At 38.4% G+C, this 16639-nt stretch carries 16 protein-coding genes; 6 read left to right on the top strand and 10 right to left on the bottom strand.

Annotated elements, in window-relative coordinates:
• Window positions 1-2 precede the first annotated feature (2 nt).
• Complete coding sequence (locus tag WD048_09760) at window positions 3-635, bottom strand: ElyC/SanA/YdcF family protein (protein MEX0812488.1); 633 nt, start codon at window positions 633-635, stop codon at window positions 3-5.
• Window positions 636-758: 123 nt separating this feature from the next.
• Between WD048_09760 and WD048_09765 the strand changes: the two genes are divergently transcribed.
• The 4 genes from WD048_09765 to WD048_09780 all read left to right on the top strand — a co-directional run bounded on the left by WD048_09765 (window position 759) and on the right by WD048_09780 (window position 5008).
• On the top strand, window positions 759-1535 hold the full coding sequence (locus WD048_09765) for an SDR family NAD(P)-dependent oxidoreductase (protein MEX0812489.1): 777 nt from the start codon (window positions 759-761) through the stop codon (window positions 1533-1535).
• On the top strand, window positions 1532-2614 hold the full coding sequence (locus WD048_09770) for a DUF1295 domain-containing protein (protein MEX0812490.1): 1083 nt from the start codon (window positions 1532-1534) through the stop codon (window positions 2612-2614). Before WD048_09765 ends, WD048_09770 begins: the two co-directional genes overlap by 4 nt.
• 65 nt (window positions 2615-2679) lie before the next feature.
• Entirely contained in the window at window positions 2680-4029 is a 1350-nt protein-coding gene (locus WD048_09775) for an NAD-dependent succinate-semialdehyde dehydrogenase (GenBank protein MEX0812491.1), read from the top strand.
• 94 nt (window positions 4030-4123) lie between these two features.
• Window positions 4124-5008, top strand: a complete 885-nt coding sequence (locus tag WD048_09780; protein MEX0812492.1) for a hypothetical protein — start codon at window positions 4124-4126, stop codon at window positions 5006-5008.
• Between the two features lie 215 nt (window positions 5009-5223).
• Here WD048_09780 and WD048_09785 read toward each other — a convergent pair whose 3' ends face one another.
• The 6 genes from WD048_09785 to WD048_09810 form a co-directional block, all read right to left on the bottom strand.
• Window positions 5224-5784, bottom strand: coding sequence for a 1-acyl-sn-glycerol-3-phosphate acyltransferase (locus WD048_09785; protein ID MEX0812493.1), 561 nt, complete (start codon window positions 5782-5784; stop codon window positions 5224-5226).
• A 93-nt stretch (window positions 5785-5877) separates the two neighbouring features.
• Window positions 5878-7989 (bottom strand): hypothetical protein, encoded by a 2112-nt coding sequence (locus WD048_09790; protein ID MEX0812494.1) that lies wholly within the window; start codon window positions 7987-7989, stop codon window positions 5878-5880.
• Between the two features lie 11 nt (window positions 7990-8000).
• Window positions 8001-8747 (bottom strand): 3-oxoacyl-[acyl-carrier-protein] reductase, encoded by a 747-nt coding sequence (gene fabG, locus WD048_09795; GenBank protein ID MEX0812495.1) that lies wholly within the window; start codon window positions 8745-8747, stop codon window positions 8001-8003.
• Window positions 8748-8755: 8 nt separating this feature from the next.
• Window positions 8756-9637, bottom strand: a complete 882-nt coding sequence (gene sucD, locus WD048_09800; protein ID MEX0812496.1) for a succinate--CoA ligase subunit alpha — start codon at window positions 9635-9637, stop codon at window positions 8756-8758.
• A 101-nt stretch (window positions 9638-9738) separates the two neighbouring features.
• Window positions 9739-10497 carry an ATP-binding cassette domain-containing protein gene (locus WD048_09805; GenBank protein MEX0812497.1) on the bottom strand — a complete coding sequence of 253 codons (759 nt, stop codon included), beginning with the start codon at window positions 10495-10497 and terminating at the stop codon, window positions 9739-9741.
• Window positions 10494-11231 carry an ABC transporter permease gene (locus WD048_09810; GenBank protein MEX0812498.1) on the bottom strand — a complete coding sequence of 246 codons (738 nt, stop codon included), beginning with the start codon at window positions 11229-11231 and terminating at the stop codon, window positions 10494-10496. The genes WD048_09805 and WD048_09810 overlap by 4 nt, the downstream gene beginning before the upstream one ends.
• A 64-nt stretch (window positions 11232-11295) precedes the next feature.
• On the opposite strand from WD048_09810, the gene WD048_09815 reads away from it, so the two are divergent.
• Window positions 11296-11994 carry an SDR family oxidoreductase gene (locus WD048_09815; protein MEX0812499.1) on the top strand — a complete coding sequence of 233 codons (699 nt, stop codon included), beginning with the start codon at window positions 11296-11298 and terminating at the stop codon, window positions 11992-11994.
• A 37-nt stretch (window positions 11995-12031) separates the two neighbouring features.
• Complete coding sequence (locus tag WD048_09820; GenBank protein ID MEX0812500.1) at window positions 12032-12475, top strand: hypothetical protein; 444 nt, start codon at window positions 12032-12034, stop codon at window positions 12473-12475.
• Between the two features lie 6 nt (window positions 12476-12481).
• On the opposite strand, the gene WD048_09825 is transcribed toward WD048_09820, so the two are convergent.
• From WD048_09825 to gatA, 3 genes are all read right to left on the bottom strand, one after another.
• Window positions 12482-13543 carry a DUF4837 family protein gene (locus tag WD048_09825; protein MEX0812501.1) on the bottom strand — a complete coding sequence of 354 codons (1062 nt, stop codon included), beginning with the start codon at window positions 13541-13543 and terminating at the stop codon, window positions 12482-12484.
• Complete coding sequence (locus WD048_09830; GenBank protein MEX0812502.1) at window positions 13544-15058, bottom strand: transglycosylase SLT domain-containing protein; 1515 nt, start codon at window positions 15056-15058, stop codon at window positions 13544-13546.
• A gap of 142 nt (window positions 15059-15200) precedes the next feature.
• A complete protein-coding gene (gatA, locus tag WD048_09835) occupies window positions 15201-16631 on the bottom strand; it encodes an Asp-tRNA(Asn)/Glu-tRNA(Gln) amidotransferase subunit GatA (GenBank protein MEX0812503.1) in 1431 nt (476 codons plus the stop codon).
• Between the last annotated feature and the right edge of the window lie 8 nt (window positions 16632-16639).

Below are 16639 nucleotides of genomic sequence, written 5' to 3' on the forward strand. Positions count from 1 at the left end.
TGTTAACCTCCAATCAATATCTTCTCTCCGTAAAACTTTGGTTCTTTGCCCAAAAGCAGGTCCGAAACCATCTTTACACGGGCCAGTTTTTCCCTTATCAAAGTTTTAAAACCATATTTTATATTTACTGATTTGGCATTGTATCCAATAGCCTTGAGTTCTTTTTTATTGGCTATAAACACCGCCCTTTCATTGTGGAATTTTTGAGAGATAATGGTTATTTGGTTCTGCCCGAAAATTTCCCGACTTCTTACTACAGAATCCAGTGTTCTGAAACCAGCATAATCAAGAATAATTCTTTCTTTTGGTATGCCCCTAGCAATTAAATCCCTTTTGATGGTAGTTGGCTCATCATATTCTTTGGTAGCATTATCTCCACTTACAAGAATAAAATCAATTTTTCCAGATAGAAAAAGTTCAACAGCAGCATCAATTCTGTACTGGTAAAATAAATTAACCTTCCCGCCAGATGCGTATTTTGAAGTGCCAAGTAATAATCCTACTTCATTTTTGGGTATCTGCTCTACTGAACTGAACAATTGTTGCTTTACACTTAGCTCAACATATTTGTTGATCCCAAATACAGTGGCTAAAATTATAACAAGCAGCAAGCTTAAGTATTTCCAAAATTTCATCAAGTAAATATTTAATAAACGCAGTTGTATTTCAAGATAAAACGAAAAAAATAATTGTTTCTTTTTTACTCAATTATTTTACTATAGTGTGTAGTATTCGATTTCCCTTATTTTAGCTGAAATATGGCTTTTAAATCAAAATACGGTCCATGGGCTTTTGTGGCCGGAGCATCGGAAGGTTTGGGAGCTGCTTTTGCTGAAGCATTGGCAATAAGAGGACTTAATTTAATTCTTGTTGCCAGGAGAAAAGATAAGTTGGAATCACTGGCTCAAAAAATCTCTGAAAAGTATGCTGTAAAAGTACAAACAGAGTCGCTTGACCTTTCACAGTATGAATCTGTCTTGACTTTTATAAACAGCCTTGACCAGGAAGTGGGATTGTTGGTTTACAATGCAGCCTATGCACCAATTGGATATTTTTCTGAAATGGATTCGGAACACCTTTTAAAAGTAGTAGACGTAAATGTCAAGGCTCCTTTATTGTTGGCAAAGTTATTCTCCAAAGGAATGCTTCACCGTAAAAAAGGGGGGATAGTTTTAATGTCCTCATTATCCGGAACACAGGGGAGTCCTAAAATAGCTGCCTATGCTGCTTCAAAGGCATTTAATACGATTTTGGCAGAAGGGCTTTGGAATGAGCTCAAAAAATCAGGTGTGGATGTAATTGCTTCCAATGCTGGTGCTATAAGAACTCCCGGCTATCAACAGGCGCAAGATAAAGAAGCCCCAGGCACCCTGGATGCAGCAAAAGTAGCAGAAGAAACCCTGAGTGCATTGGGCAAGGATCCGGGAGTAACACCTGGCTTCACCAATAAAATAGCACGCTTTTTAATGGGTAGGCTATTGCCGAGAAAAATGGCTGTCTCAATTATGGAGAAAAACACAAAAAAATTATCATGAGTACAGAAATACTAGGTTTTTTCACCCCCTGGGTTATTTATGCTCTAATTACAGCATTGCATTATTTTTTGCCTGGAAAATGGATCGTTGGATACGTGAATGACAAGAAAAGCGGTGAAAAATTAAAATACCGGCTCAATGGCAGGTTGGTATTATTTGCGATGGTTGGCATCTGGTTTTTGCTCGGATATATGGAGTGGTTGGCATTTGATTGGCTTTATACCATCCGTTGGTATAGCCTGGCAGGTGCATGCACATTTGGATTGATCTATTCCTTGCTTTCGGTTTTCCCTTATCCTTCTACAGGTAAATCAATTGCAGCTGATTTTTTTCTTGGGCGAATTGATAATCCACAATATTTCAATGCAAAAATTGATGCTAAAATGTGGCTTTACCTGATTGGGGCAGTGATGCTGGAATTAAATGTTTTAAGTTTCACGGCTCATCATTGGCTTGTGTATGGAGCTGATGCTTCTCCCGGAGTTTTACTATGCGCTGCTATGCTGAGCTACTTTGTACTGGATTATTTGTCTTTTGAGAAAGTACATTTATACACCTATGATATTTTTGCAGAAAAAGTAGGATTCAAACTGGGCTGGGGATGCCTTACTTTTTACCCCTATTTTTATGCCATTGCATTGTGGTCAACTGTGCATTTGCCCAATCCGGGGACACCTGTTTACTTGCTGATCATTTATGGGCTAATTTTTTTGACTGGATGGACTATAGCACGTGGTGCCAATATGCAGAAGTTTTATTTTAAAACACATCCTTATAAATCTTTCCTGGGATTCAAACCTGAATTTATCACAGACGGCAACAAAACATTACTGGTAAATGGGTTTTGGGGGGCGAGCAGGCATATTAATTATCTTGGAGAAATTTTAATGGGTACAGGTATTGCCCTAAGTGTCGGATTCCCAACTATGCTCTGGCCCTGGTTGTATCCCCTGTATTATGTTGTACTCTTGCTACCTAGGCAAATTGATGACGACAAGCGTTGTGCTGCAAAGTATGGTGCTTTGTGGGAGCGGTATATAAGCAGAGTTAAATACAGGATTGTGCCTTATGTGTATTGATTTTAAAAAATCAACTGGTAATAATAGGCATATTTTTACTAATTTATAGGCAAAAGCATGTAATTATGAAAAGTATCAATCCCTGGAATGGGGAAGTAATATTTGAACACAGGGCAGATTCTGACTCAATCGTCAATAATAAAATAATAAAAGCTGAGGTCGCCTTCAGTAAATGGAGAAAGCTATCCTTTGAAAAGAGAGCTGAAAAACTGGAAGCTCTTGCACAAAAATTAGAAGCGCAAAAGGCTGAATTGGCAATTTTGATGACTCGTGAAATGGGTAAACCAATTAAACAGGCAGAAGCAGAAATTGAAAAATGTGCCTGGGTTTGTCGCTATTATGCAAAAAATGCTGCTGCTTTTTTGTCCGATGAAATAATTCAAACAGATGCACAGAAAAGTTTTGTGCGGCACAATCCACTTGGGGTACTTTTGGGAATAATGCCATGGAATTTCCCTTTCTGGCAGTTTTTTCGTTTTGCAGCTCCTTCTGTCATGGCAGGCAATACAGTTTTACTCAAACATGCATCTTCTGTAATGCAGTGTGCCAAAGCCATAGAAAAGCTTTTTCTCGAAGCGGACTTTCCAGAAGGTGTAGCCCAATCATTAATTATTCCCTCTTCTGCTGTGCAATCAGTAATAGAAAATCCTGTGGTGAAGGCAGTGAGTTTGACAGGTAGTGAATTTGCTGGCGCTAAAGTAGCAAGTCAGGCGGGAGCTAAAATCAAAAAGACTTTGCTCGAGCTGGGGGGCAGCAATGCATTTATAGTGTTTGAAGACGCAGATATTGAAATGGCTGCAGAGAAGGCTGTCTGGGCGCGTTATCAGAATACCGGGCAGAGTTGTATAGCCGGAAAACGGTTTTTGGTTCAGGAGCAGGTCTATGAAGCTTTTAAAACATCATTTATCGAAAAATTAGAAAAGCTAAAGTTTGGAAATCCTGAAGAGACCGATACAAAAATTGGCCCTATGGCTTCCGTAAAACTCGCTGAAGAGTTGGAGAAACAATTGCAGGAGTCCGTTAAGAAAGGAGCACAATTGACATTAGGGGGAAATCGAAATGGGGCAAAATTTGAACCTACTATATTAGAGAAAATTAAACCCGGTATGCCTGCATTTGATGAGGAGCTTTTTGGCCCTGTAGCGGCTTTTAGTAAATTTTCTACTGAAGAAGAGGCCGTGAAATTGAGTAATGAAAGCAATTTTGGACTTGGGGTAAGCATATGCACAAATGATAAGTCGCGTATAAAACGCCTCATTGATCAAATGGATGAAGGTGCTGTATTTTTCAATGAGCTTGTAAAGTCAGATCCGCGCTTACCTTTTGGAGGGATAAAAAATTCCGGATATGGAAGAGAGCTTTCTAAAGCAGGCATTGTAGAGTTTGTGAATCAAAAGACTGTTTATATTGCTTAATATACGTTTACAGCTACTAAGATGTTGTAGTAGTCTGTTTATTTATTATTTTATATGCGTTAAAAGCTCCCAGCTTGCAGTGAAATAGAAGCAAATGGCTGATAAAATAGATTACTACAAGGATATTAATAAACTGAATCCGGAGTCTGGGCGCTTAATTTTTAGACGTACAGTTACTTCAACTTGTTTTTTTATTCTCACTTTTTATACAGCCGTATTTTTAAACCATGCTGTTTCTGCTTATGCTGCAAAAATAATGGGTTATGATCCTGTACTTAAATATTTTGAAGTGAGCAATCTCCCTATGGATTGGGAGCATTGGTCTAAGTTGAGAGTCTTTGTTTTTTACAGTAGCGGGCCATTATTTGTTTTGTTTGTCGGGCTGATATCATGGCATTTGCATAGTTTATTAAAAAAAACCAGCAGCATCTTTAAGCCTGTTACTTTGTGGTTTTCTTTTAATTGTATTGTGCTTTTTTTGAGCTATGTGATTGTTGTCGTTTTAGGTACGGGCTCATACAATTCCCCATTTTATTATGGTTTTTCAGTAATTGCTTCCTGGTATTGGTTTGGAAAACCTCTAATGGCACCGGTTACATTATTGGGGGTTGGCTTTAGTGCACTTTATGCTTTCTTTGTTTCAAGAAGTTTTTTGGAACTGTCAAGTTCATATAAACGGATAAATAACCTTTACGGAAAACGTGCTTTTGTGTTTTACAATGTGGTTTTGCCAGTATTTATAGGTTCGGTTATTATATTGGTATTAAGAGCGGATAAAGATTTTATTGAAAGCCTGGTGACTTTTATCAGTGCTGTAATTGTAGTTTTTGTGATTTGGCTGCGAAGTATTCCTAAAATATCCGGATTGAAAATTGTAAAGAGCGATACATTGGATTTTCCTGTAGGATTTTCTCTAATTCTCTTATTGGTTTTTCTTGCTTTGCTTAGCTGGTTTTTTGAGAATGGGCTTGTTCTTTAAGCAGATGTATATGGAGCATTTAATTTTCATATGCCTTTATAAACTAAAAAGGTATTTGTCCAAAGGTTTCTCTCATCATTACAAATGAAAGTGCTAAAGTCAGTACTAAAAATGATCTGGGTTTTAAAAATTTCTTCATAGCTGAATATTTAAGATTGAATAGCAATTGTTTTTTATTACGAAAGGAATGCTTAAATGTTACGTTTTCAAGAAAATCAATAAACGCCCTTTTCGGGATGCTTTCCTTTAAATTGCTTATACCATTCCATGAGTTCTGCTTCGGTTTCTTCCCAGCTTTTATCTTGAGTATAGAAAGGTTCTTTGAACACAACCTCTTTTTTTGAATAGTCGAGTGCTCCGCAAATAATAGGAATATCTGCCTTCTTTGCGATGTAATAAAAGCCCGATTTCCATTTTTTTACATAGGCTCTTGTGCCTTCTGGAGCTATGGCAAGCGCAAACTCATTATTGGTTCGGTAAATGTCTGCAATTGTATCTACAAGATTGCTGTGTTTTGAACGATCAACGGGGATGCCACCAATTTGCCGTATAAATTTTTCGAATGGAAATCTAAAAACTTCTTTCTTGGCCATAAATTTAATATCCAGGCCAAGAATACTTCTGGCTCCTGCACCTATAGGAATGTCCCAGGCGCTAGTATGGGGGGCTGCTATAACAATATACTTTTTCAGATCATAGGGTATAGCTCCTTTGAGTTGCCAACCGGTTTTAACGAAATAGAGCCGGCAGAACCACATGAAAATGCGTGCAATCATTTGCGGTGAGTTTTACCTACTAAAGTAATAAAGCAAATGAAAATATATCTAAATCTGGAGTAATTTTTTATAAGTTCAAATTCAGCCTTGGGATTAGTATGACCCGAGGTACTTTCTAATACTCCATTCAAAACTAAGCAAAAAGAGCAGCAGGAAGAATATCCATTTGAAATTCAGCACTGCCTGGTTTTCTTCAACTTCGTAGGTACTTGGGCGAATCTGACTGTTTTCTGCTATGTTTTGTGCAAGCATATCCAATTGGGCACTTGTATAAAAACCGCCCTTCGATTCTTCCGACATTTGATAGAGCAGGCGGTGGTCGGCTTCGGTTCTGAAAGCCTCCAGTTGGGTGGGCTGAATACTGAATTTCCCTGAATAACTATGGTTTTTCCCAGCCCATTGTGTGCGGGCTATATATTCATAATTGCCTTCTCCAAAGCCTGGAACTTGCAGTTCATATGCATTTCCACTTCTGTTAAAAACAAAGGGATATTCTTTGCCTTCAGCATTTTGAATGGTGATTTCTACATCCGGATCATTGATCAATTGATAACTATCATTGTACAATTCAGCTTCAAGACGTATTACTTCATTGTCAGCATATATGTCCTTTTCCTGAATAATTCTGAATTTGCGCTTATCGTCTTTTACCGAAAGATATTGCAGTGTCTTGCTAATCAGCTCTTTAAAGGCATCGTGGTTATTGTTTTGCAAATAATTGTACAAATTCCATCGCCAAATTCCATCTCCGAGTGTAAGCGCGGACTTTCTACCACTTTGATTTTGAAAAAGCCACAGCGGATAATCAGTTGCTACACTGCCTACATTTTGAGAAAAAAGTACTCTTGAGGTTTTTGCTGTTTCGTATTTTCCAAAAGGTGCTTTCAAAGGTGGCAGCTTTCGGTACATTTGCCGAGATTTTTCCGAAAGTGAGAAAAATTGAAAATCTTCATTGGTATTTGCTGAAACTTCATTCCAGGAATTTCTGCTTTGATTGATTTTTGCCAGGTTTTGAATTTCATTCAGTTTATTAAAATCTGTTTGAGTGCCGGCAATGTACCAAACGGGCATATTGGCCTTTTTTGCAGCATCTATCCAATGCATGCCTTTATTGCCAGTGCCGGGAATTTGATGAAAAACAACGGTATTGTATTCTTCTGCATTGAAACTTTGATTGTGGCTGAGCATTACCACATCAACTTCATAATTCTTATTTTGCTCAGCCATAGTTTTTATTGCGGCAATATCCGGGTGGGGGCTTAATGCTGCAATGAGGATTTTTTGCCTATTGTCCAGCACATTCACAAAAAAGTCTTTGCTGTTGTTTTTAGTCGTAAATTCCCCTTCTACCGGTTTTGCTACTATTCTATAATGCTGTACTCCGGGGCGATCAGCACTAATCGTAAAATTGTTTTCAATAAATGCATCACTTTTGCTAAAATTGATGTCTTTGCTTGCTAATTCTTTTATATTATTACCGTCAATTCTTTGTAAAACGACTTGAGTACTACTTTCGAGTTTTTTGTTTTGAATGCTCGCACTTATCTGAAAGCGATCATCGAGATAAACGATTTTATTGTACAGTACACGCTCTACTAGCAAGTCTTTCTTAGGAGTTGTATCTCCCAGTGCTATGCTGTAGATTGGATAGTTGAGCAATTTAGGCTTATAAATTGGATTGATGCCATTGTTGTATATCCCATCAGATGCAAGAATAATGGCAGATAGGTTTCTGGATTTGTATAGATCAATACCTTCTTCAAGGCTACCAGAGATGTTGGTCAGTTTACCAGTGAAATTAATACTGTCTTTATCTGTAAGTTTAGCATCAAAACCTTTTAGAATCACCTCATAATTATCTTGCAGCTTTTCTTTAAGTTGCTGCAATGCTTCGAGATATTGATTTTTCTCTTCTTCTGAAAAACTGTTTTGTAAGGAAAGCGTATTGTCCTGTAAAAGTAGGATCACCGGGGCTTCACTTTCGGTTACCGTACTTTTGAAAAAAGGGGAAAGCAATAGCCATGCAATTATTGAAACCAGTATAAAGCGTGTAATAGCCAATACTTTTTTCCATCTTCTATGCTCTTTTTCCGGGGCATCTACTATTTCATTTTTGAAATATAAAATACCTGCTACAGCTGCTCCAAGAAGCAAACACAAAGGAATAAACCACAGCGGATATTCGTAAAATATTTCAAATTTCAATTGCTATAAATTTAGCGGGACAGGCCACCGCATACGCTGATAACCTGGCCATTAACATAAGAAGAAAGATCAGATGCCAGAAACAAAGCAGTATTGGCTACTTCAGCACCACTACCTGCTCTGTTTAACGGTATATTTTTCAAAAATTGTGCTTTTGTATTTTCATCCAGTTCACCGGTCATTTCAGTTTGGATAAAGCCCGGAGCAATAACATTGCATCGGATATTTCGCGCACCCAATTCATCAGCTATAGATTTTGAAAAACCGATAATTCCGGCTTTTGAAGCGGCATAATTACTTTGCCCTGCATTTCCACTGATGCCAACTACAGAAGAAATATTGATAATTGAGCCTTTTCTCTGTTTCAGAAAATTGCGCGAACAGACTTTTGTGAGGTTGAAAACGGATTTCAAATTGGCATTGAGCACTGCATCCCAATCTTGTTCGTTCATGCGCAATATCAAATTGTCTTTTGTGATGCCTGCATTGTTCACAAGAATATCTATGGTTTCAAATTCAGAAAGTACTTCATTAAGAAGTTGTTCACTCTCATTAAACGAGGCTGCATCAGACCGAAATGCCCTGGCTTTTATGCCGGATTGAGAAAGCTCATTTTCCAGCGCTTTTGCCTTTTCAACAGAATTAAGATAAGTAAAAGCAATATCAGCACCTTCTGCGGCAAAGCATTTGGCTATGTGATATCCTATCCCCCTGCTCGCTCCGGTAATTAATGCAGTTTTGCCTTTTAACAATGCCATAATTTGCTTTATACCGAAGCTCCTTTTAAAGCTTCAACCATAGTAGTACCAATATATGCAGGAGATTCAACTACATGAATCCCGCATTCTTTCATTATTTCCATTTTGGCTTTGGCCGTATCGTCTTTTCCACCAACAATGGCTCCGGCATGTCCCATGGTCCTACCTTCTGGAGCGGTTTGTCCGGCAATGAAACCTACAACGGGTTTAGTTCCGTGGTCTCTCACATAGCGTGCAGCCTCGGCTTCCATTCCGCCACCAATTTCACCGATCATAATAATGCCATCAGTTTCGGGGTCGTTCATCAACAATTCCACAGCTTCTTTGGTAGTAGTGCCAATAATTGGGTCTCCACCAATTCCGATACAAGTGGATTGTCCCAATCCGGCTTTGGTAACCTGGTCAACCGCCTCATAAGTCAAAGTCCCCGACCTGGAAACAATTCCGATTTTTCCGGGATTGTGAATAAAACCGGGCATAATACCCACTTTTGCTTCACCGGGAGTAATCACTCCGGGACAATTCGGGCCTACCAGTCGGCAATCTTTATCACTGAGGTAAGATTTTACTTTTACCATATCTTGTACAGGAATGCCTTCAGTAATACAAATGATCACTTTAATTCCTGCCTCGGCAGCTTCCATAATGGCATCTGCTGCAAAGGGGGGCGGAACAAAAATTACAGAAACATCTGCTCCGGCTTCTTTCACAGCTTCTGAAACGGTATTGAAAACCGGCTTGTCCAAATGCTTTGACCCGCCCTTTCCAGGGGTTACTCCACCAACTACATTGGTGCCATATTCAATCATTTGTTCTGCATGGAAAGAACCTTCTTTACCGGTAAACCCCTGCACTATTACTTTCGAATTTTTATTCACTAATACACTCATAGTCTGTTATAGATGGTTTGTTAAAATTTCAGTTGCGCTAAAATACGAGAATATATGAAGCCCTCAAAAAAGAAAGTAGATGCCGTTAAAACTAATCAGGCTTAAGAAGCTTTTTCTTCCTTTAGTTTTTTCAAAAACTCAGAAGCAAAAACAAAATCGTACAATTCGGGATTGTCTGTTTTTAGAATTTCTTTATTACTGCCTTCCCAGTGTTTTCTTCCTTGATGGAGAAATAAGACTTTATCACCAATGCCCATTACAGAGTTCATATCATGGGTGTTTACTACTGTAGTAATATTTTGATCAATAGTAATATCCCGTATCAGGTGGTCAATTACAATTGCTGTTTTAGGATCTAATCCTGAATTGGGTTCATCACAGAACAGGTATTTTGGTTGTTGAACAATAGCGCGGGCAAGTGCCACCCTTTTTTTCATTCCACCACTGATTTCTGAAGGTGCTTTGTGATTACTGCCTTCAAGGTTTACACGTTCCAGGCAAAAATTCACACGATCAATTTTTTCTTTTTTTGTCATATTGGAAAACATATCCAATGGGAAGCGTATGTTTTCTTCCACAGTCATAGAATCAAAAAGTGCATTGCCCTGAAAAAGCATGCCTATTTCCATACGGATGGCTTTTTGTTCTTTTCTGTTCATTTTTTGGAAGCTGCGATCATTATACAAAATTTCACCAGAATCAAGCGGTATAAGACCTACTTCACATTTCATTAAAACAGATTTTCCAGAACCACTTCTGCCAATTACAAGATTGGTTTTCCCAGGCTCAAAAGAAGTGGAAATGCCTTTTAACACATGTTCTTCACCAAATGATTTATGTACATCTCTCAATTCTATCATAGGAAAAGGTAAGCGATTAAAAAATTAGCGATAATAAGACTTATACTACTGTAAACAACTGCTTTGGTACTTGATGCGCCAATATCCAGCGCACCCCCGCTTGCATAAAATCCCTGGTAACAGGAAATAGATGTGATAATAAATGCAAAAATTACTGCTTTTATATACATAATGAAGATGTCATAATTGTCTAAGGGCTCTTGCATGCCGCGAATAAACTCCTCCTGACTGTAAATTCCTGAAAGTGTTCCGGCTACCATACCACCATAAACCCCAAAGAATACTGCTGAAACAACCAATAAAGGAACGACTACGAGAGATGCCAATACTTTGGGGCCAACAAGATAGCCCGCAGTGCTGACACCCATAATCTCCAGTGCATCAATTTGTTCTGAAATACGCATAGTGCCCAGTTCAGAGGAAATGTTGGATCCTACTTTTCCTGCGAGTAAAAGGCAGGATAGAGTAGGGGCAAGCTCTAGTATCATAGAGTTTCTTACGATCAAACCAATCCACCACATAGGAATGATATTGTCTTCTAACTGATAAGCAAACTGAATGGCTGTAACAGCTCCAATAAAAAGAGCCATAACAGAGATGATCCCAAATGAACCCACACCGATCAATTTCATCTGTCGCATGGATTCTTTCCAATACATGCTGAATTTCTCAGGCTTGACAAATGTGCTTGTGAGCAGCAGAATATATTTTCCGAAATGATAAAAGAAATTCATAGCTTAATTCCTGACTCAAATTTAGTTTTTAATTTTAGCATTTTAAATTTAGAAAGCAGCACTTATGAGAATTGTAGTTAGTGGAGGTACAAAAGGTATTGGAAGAAGCATTGTGGAAATATTTGCTGCCAATGGTTTTGATGTAGCTCTTTGTTCCAGAAATGCTATGGATTTGAATAAGCTAAAAACTCATCTTGAAGATGAATATGGTGTTGAAGTGCTGGTAAAAGTAGCGGATGTTTCCATTAAACAAGAGCTTCTGGATTTTGCAGCTACAGTTAAAAAAGAATGGGACAAAATTGATGTTGTAGTAAATAATGCAGGAATCTATCGTGCGGGATTATTGCATGAAGAGGAAGACGGTGTTCTGGAAAAAATGATAAATACCAATTTATACAGTGCTTATCATCTGAGTCGTGCTTTTATTCCTGGAATGAAAAAACTAAAATCAGGTCACATCTTTAATATTTCTTCAATTGCAGGTAAGGAAATTTGTAAAAATACCGGAGCTTATGGGGTTTCTAAATTTGCAATGACGGGGTTGAATAAAGCTTTGAGAGCTGAACTTATGCATTTTGGAATAAAAGTGACTGCTGTAATTCCGGGAGCTACTCTTACTGCTAGTTGGGAGGGGGAGGATTATTCTGAAGACCGACTGATACCTGCGGATGATATTGCCCAATTGGTGTGGAATTGTTTTAATCTGTCAAAACAGACTGTAGTGGAAGAAATTGTGGTGCGGCCACAGATGGGGGATTTGTAATTTTTTTTATTTTAGTGTTATGGGAAAAATGAAATTATTGGCCGGCATACTATTGTTGATACTGGCATCAAGTTGTAAAAAAATTACAGAGAACAAAATCCGAAAGGACAAGTGGACGGTTCACAAGATTAATACTCCCGGAAATGAGGGGAATCTAATGCACCTGCTTTTGCCAAATTTCAGGGATTATCCCGATGAAAGCGCATATATAATTGATTTTTATGAAGATGGTACTGCCGAAGCACGCAATTATCTTCGCGATTCACTTATATACGCCAAAGAGGGTTATTGGGACTTGAAAGAAAAAGACCTGCTATACCTCGATGTTGATGATCATGTTGAGGGAGAATTTGAAATTCACCGCGAAAAGACAAAAACCTATACGCTAAAATCGGATGATAATTATAGCAAAGCATTGGATACAGAGCTTGCAATAGAAGTAAGGGTCACACGCGAACGGGATAGTGCATTTAAAGATTAATCTGGGTTAGTTCTGCAAGTTTATGCTGTTGAAAATCACTTCAGCTTTGCGCATAAATATGCGTTTTTTCTCACCAGGTGCGTGAATAAAAGCATCCATCATAATCAGTCGCTTTCTTTGTTTATCAGGGATAAGATAATTTAAAAAAGGACCACCCATAAAATCATTCTGTACTTTCCAGAGTCCCCGGTTTTCTATTATTTCCGTACCATTTATTTTCTTAATTGATGCCATTACTGGAAGTATGCTGTCGGTTGTCATGTATGTGCTGTCGATTTGGGTAGAAATGTACTTTTTACCCAGTTTGTTGCGCCAGGGAATGCCATAATTTTCAATATCCTTTTCGAATGCATAGGGTTCAAAATAGAGCATAATGTTTTCGCTTGAAACAGTGGTTTCTCTCCTTATCCATAGAAAATCATCTTCTTCCTGAGCCAGAATATACTCTTCAGGAATTTCCATTTTGATATGATATTTTTCTCTTAAGGTTTTCTCTAGCTCATAATTGTGTCCTTTGGCAAAGAGGATTTTTTTAAGAAACGGTTCCTGGTATTTTTGAATGACTTCACAAAGATAATCGCCTTGGGATTGGATGGCTTTCCACAGGTTATGCTGGTCATTGGCAAAAAGACAAATAATAAGTTGTGGTTCAGCCCATGCATTTTTTTTGATATAAAAATTGCGCTCCCCACTATCAATTATTTGCTGTGGAACATTTTCAAGGGTGAAATCCCGTGCCTTGCCTTTTTTTTCGAGATCGGCAACAATAACGATTGTTCGAAATCTCGACAGCAAATCGGTCATTTTATTGTAGGAAATAAAACGACTGATAAGTCTGGGTTCATATTGAGGCAACACGTCATAAGGGCCGGAAAATACATTGCTTAAGATTTTCCGAGTACTGTCTTCAAGATGCAGGGGATCTGCAACTATAAGAATTTCGTCTACAGCACCATTTGAGTCGGGAAGTATTGTTCTTTGACTTTTGGAATTGTTTGCATCACAAGCACTGAAGAGGCTAAATAAGAGGAGTGTTAAAATAAAGAGCAGGAGGCTATTGCAGCGCATCTAAGTTCTGATTTTAAGTTTCATGCCGGGTTTTAAGTGTTGGTTTTCGCTGAGCTGATTCCAAATTTTCAAATGTTCTATACTTACATCCGGATAAAGCCTGGAGATATCCCAAAGTGTATCGCCTGATTTAACTTCGTGATAAATGCATTGACAATCTTCATCAGCTAATAATTTAGTGCTTGAAGTGGTTTTTCCCTGTCTTTTAGCTTCAAAACTCAAGGAGTTAATATCTGCATAATCTCCAAGTTTGTTCTTGGGGACAAAAATATCCAAACGCTGTCCGGTTTTAATGATATTTCCATTGATGTTGTTCCACTTGCGAATATCTTGAGCACTACAATTGTACCATTCAGCAATGTAGCCCAGGTTATCGCCCGGCTTTACATGGTAGCTTAATCTTGCCATATTTTCATCCTTGTATGGAAATTCGCTTTTGTCGAGTTGTGCAATACTTTCAGTAATACTTTCTTTTGTGTTTTCGTATGCTGCAAAAATAGAGTCCCGTTTTTCTTCAAAAAGCACAATTTTATTAATTGGAAGTGTTAAGGGATATGCTGTTTCGCTTTCTGGGATAAAGAATTTTTTCAGGCCTGGATTAAGTCCTGCAATTACTTTAAAATCTATACCTAAACTGTCGGCTGCAATTTTTAAATCAAGATTGTTTTTTATCATTACAGTATCGGTGCTGTAATAGTCAAATTGTGGATGAATAGCTTTAAGCCCAAACTTTTCGTAGTGTTCCATTACATACATGGCTCCAAGAAATGCAGGAACATACCCCCTCGTTTCGCGCGGTAAATACTTTCTTATACTCCAGAAATTTTTGTGTCCTCCTGATCTTCGTATGGCTTTGTTGACATTTCCGGGGCCACAATTGTATGCTGCTATTACAAGGAGCCAGTCGCCATATACATTATAAAGCCTGTTTAAATAATTCAGGGCAGCTTCTGTAGATTTTGCCGGATCTCTGCGTTCATCAATATAGGAATTGACATTGAGTCCGAGAGATTTGCCAGTATAATACATAATTTGCCAAAGGCCACTGGCGCCTGCAAACGATACAGCATTAGGGTTGAGGGCTGATTCAACTATGGGTAAATATTTTAGTTCTATCGGCATGCCTTTTCTGTCGAGTGCGGTTTCAAACATGGGAAAATACCAGGCACTCATACCTAACATTCGCTCTACTTGTTCTCTGCGTTCTAAGGCATAGAGTTCAATATATCTTTTTACATAGCGATTGTATGCTAAATTTATGGGAGTTGGTATTTTGCTGAGGTCTGTTATAATCAGCGAATCATTGAGCAGATACCTAAATGAATCAGCAGGCAAAGTAGCTACAGATGAGTCTTTTAATTCAAATTGAAGGTTTGTGCTGTAGAGCCAATTACTCAGGCTATCTAATTTAGTAGTGAATTCCTTGTCAATAAAGGAAGTATCATTTTTCTCTGCCTTTAGGAAAAAGGAGAAGAAGATGACATGCAAAAATATGGCAATAGATTTTAGACGCATTTTTATCAGTATATATTTACTTCAGTAAAATTTATTCAACTGCTAGAAATTTATATTTACTCATTTGAAGGAATAAAGTTACCAAGACTATGAAAAAAGCTTTTAGGCTTTGTTCACGTGCTAATGTTTATAACGATTCCGTTCAGTTAAAAAGTGTCTTGTTTTCCAACAGTGTTTTTGAAAAAGACAACAATTTAGCTTCTTCAAATTTATCACTCATCAGTTGCAATCCAAAAGGGAAGCCATTGGAATGCTCAAACAAAGGAACTGAAACAGCAGGTAATCCTGCCAGATTGGCCTGGACAGTGAAAATATCGGCAAGGTACATTGCTATGGGGTCATCGGATTTTTCGCCAATCTTGAAAGCTGTTGTAGGTGTGGTGGGAGTCAGAATAAAATCATAATCCTCGAGCATAGCCCTGCTGCTTTCAACAAGTAGACGTCTTACTTTTTGTGCTTTCCCATAATAAGCATCGTAATATCCTGCACTTAGCACAAAGGTGCCGAGCATAATTCTGCGTTTTACTTCTGGCCCAAAATTTTCAGAGCGTGTATTGTAATAAACATCGTCCATGCTTTCGGCATTTTCCGAACGCTTTCCATAGCGTACGCCATCAAAGCGGGCAAGGTTTGAAGATGCTTCGGCAGTTGTCAACACATAATAGGAGGGTACAAGATAATCGAGGTATGGAAATTCAATTGCTTTTACTTCATGCCCTTCGGCTTTGAGTTTTTCAATTGCAGACAGGATTTTTGATTTAATTTCCGGATCAAGTCCTTCGTGTTCAAGTGTAGCGGGCAAATACGCAATTTTATATTTCTTTTGAGCATCAAGCTGATAGCTTTTTACAGCTTCATCCGAGCAAGTACTGTCGTATTCGTCAGCACCGCTCATAATTTCGAGAAGCAATGCAGCATCTTCAGCACTTTTGGTAAAAGGGCCAATTTGATCGAATGAAGAAGCATAGGCAATAAGTCCATAGCGGGACACTCTGCCGTATGTAGGTTTTAATCCGAACACACCTGTGAAGGATGCCGGTTGCCGAATAGAGCCTCCGGTATCTGTACCGAGAGATGCATGGCAAAGCCCGGCCTGAACTGCTACTGCCGAACCGCCAGAAGATCCACCAGGGACATAATCGGGGTTCAGTGCATTTTTTACATTTCCGTATGCAGAGTTTTCATTGCTTGAGCCCATAGCGAATTCATCGCAATTTAGACGGCCTATGATTATAGCGTCTTCATCGATGAGTCTTTGAACAGCAGTGGCAGTATATAAGGAATTGAATCCTTCCAGAATTTTTGAAGAAGCACCAACTTTATGGTCTTTAAGGCATAAGATATCTTTTATGCCAATTACCATGCCTGTCAGTTTCCCTGCATTGCCGGATTGTAATTTCTGATCAATGACTTTTGCCCTGGTTAAAGCTTCATCAGAATAAACTTCAAGAAAAGCATTTAAATCTTTGCGGGTTTCAATATTTTTCAGGTATGCTTCTACCAGGCCAACACAAGTTGTGTTGCCGGCATTGAGCTCCTGTTGAATATCAGACAGACGGGTATATTCTTTCAAAAGAGCTT

Source organism: Chitinophagales bacterium, from assembly GCA_040877935.1.
In the GTDB taxonomy this organism is placed as follows: Bacteria; Bacteroidota; Bacteroidia; order Chitinophagales; family CAIOSU01; genus JBBDNB01.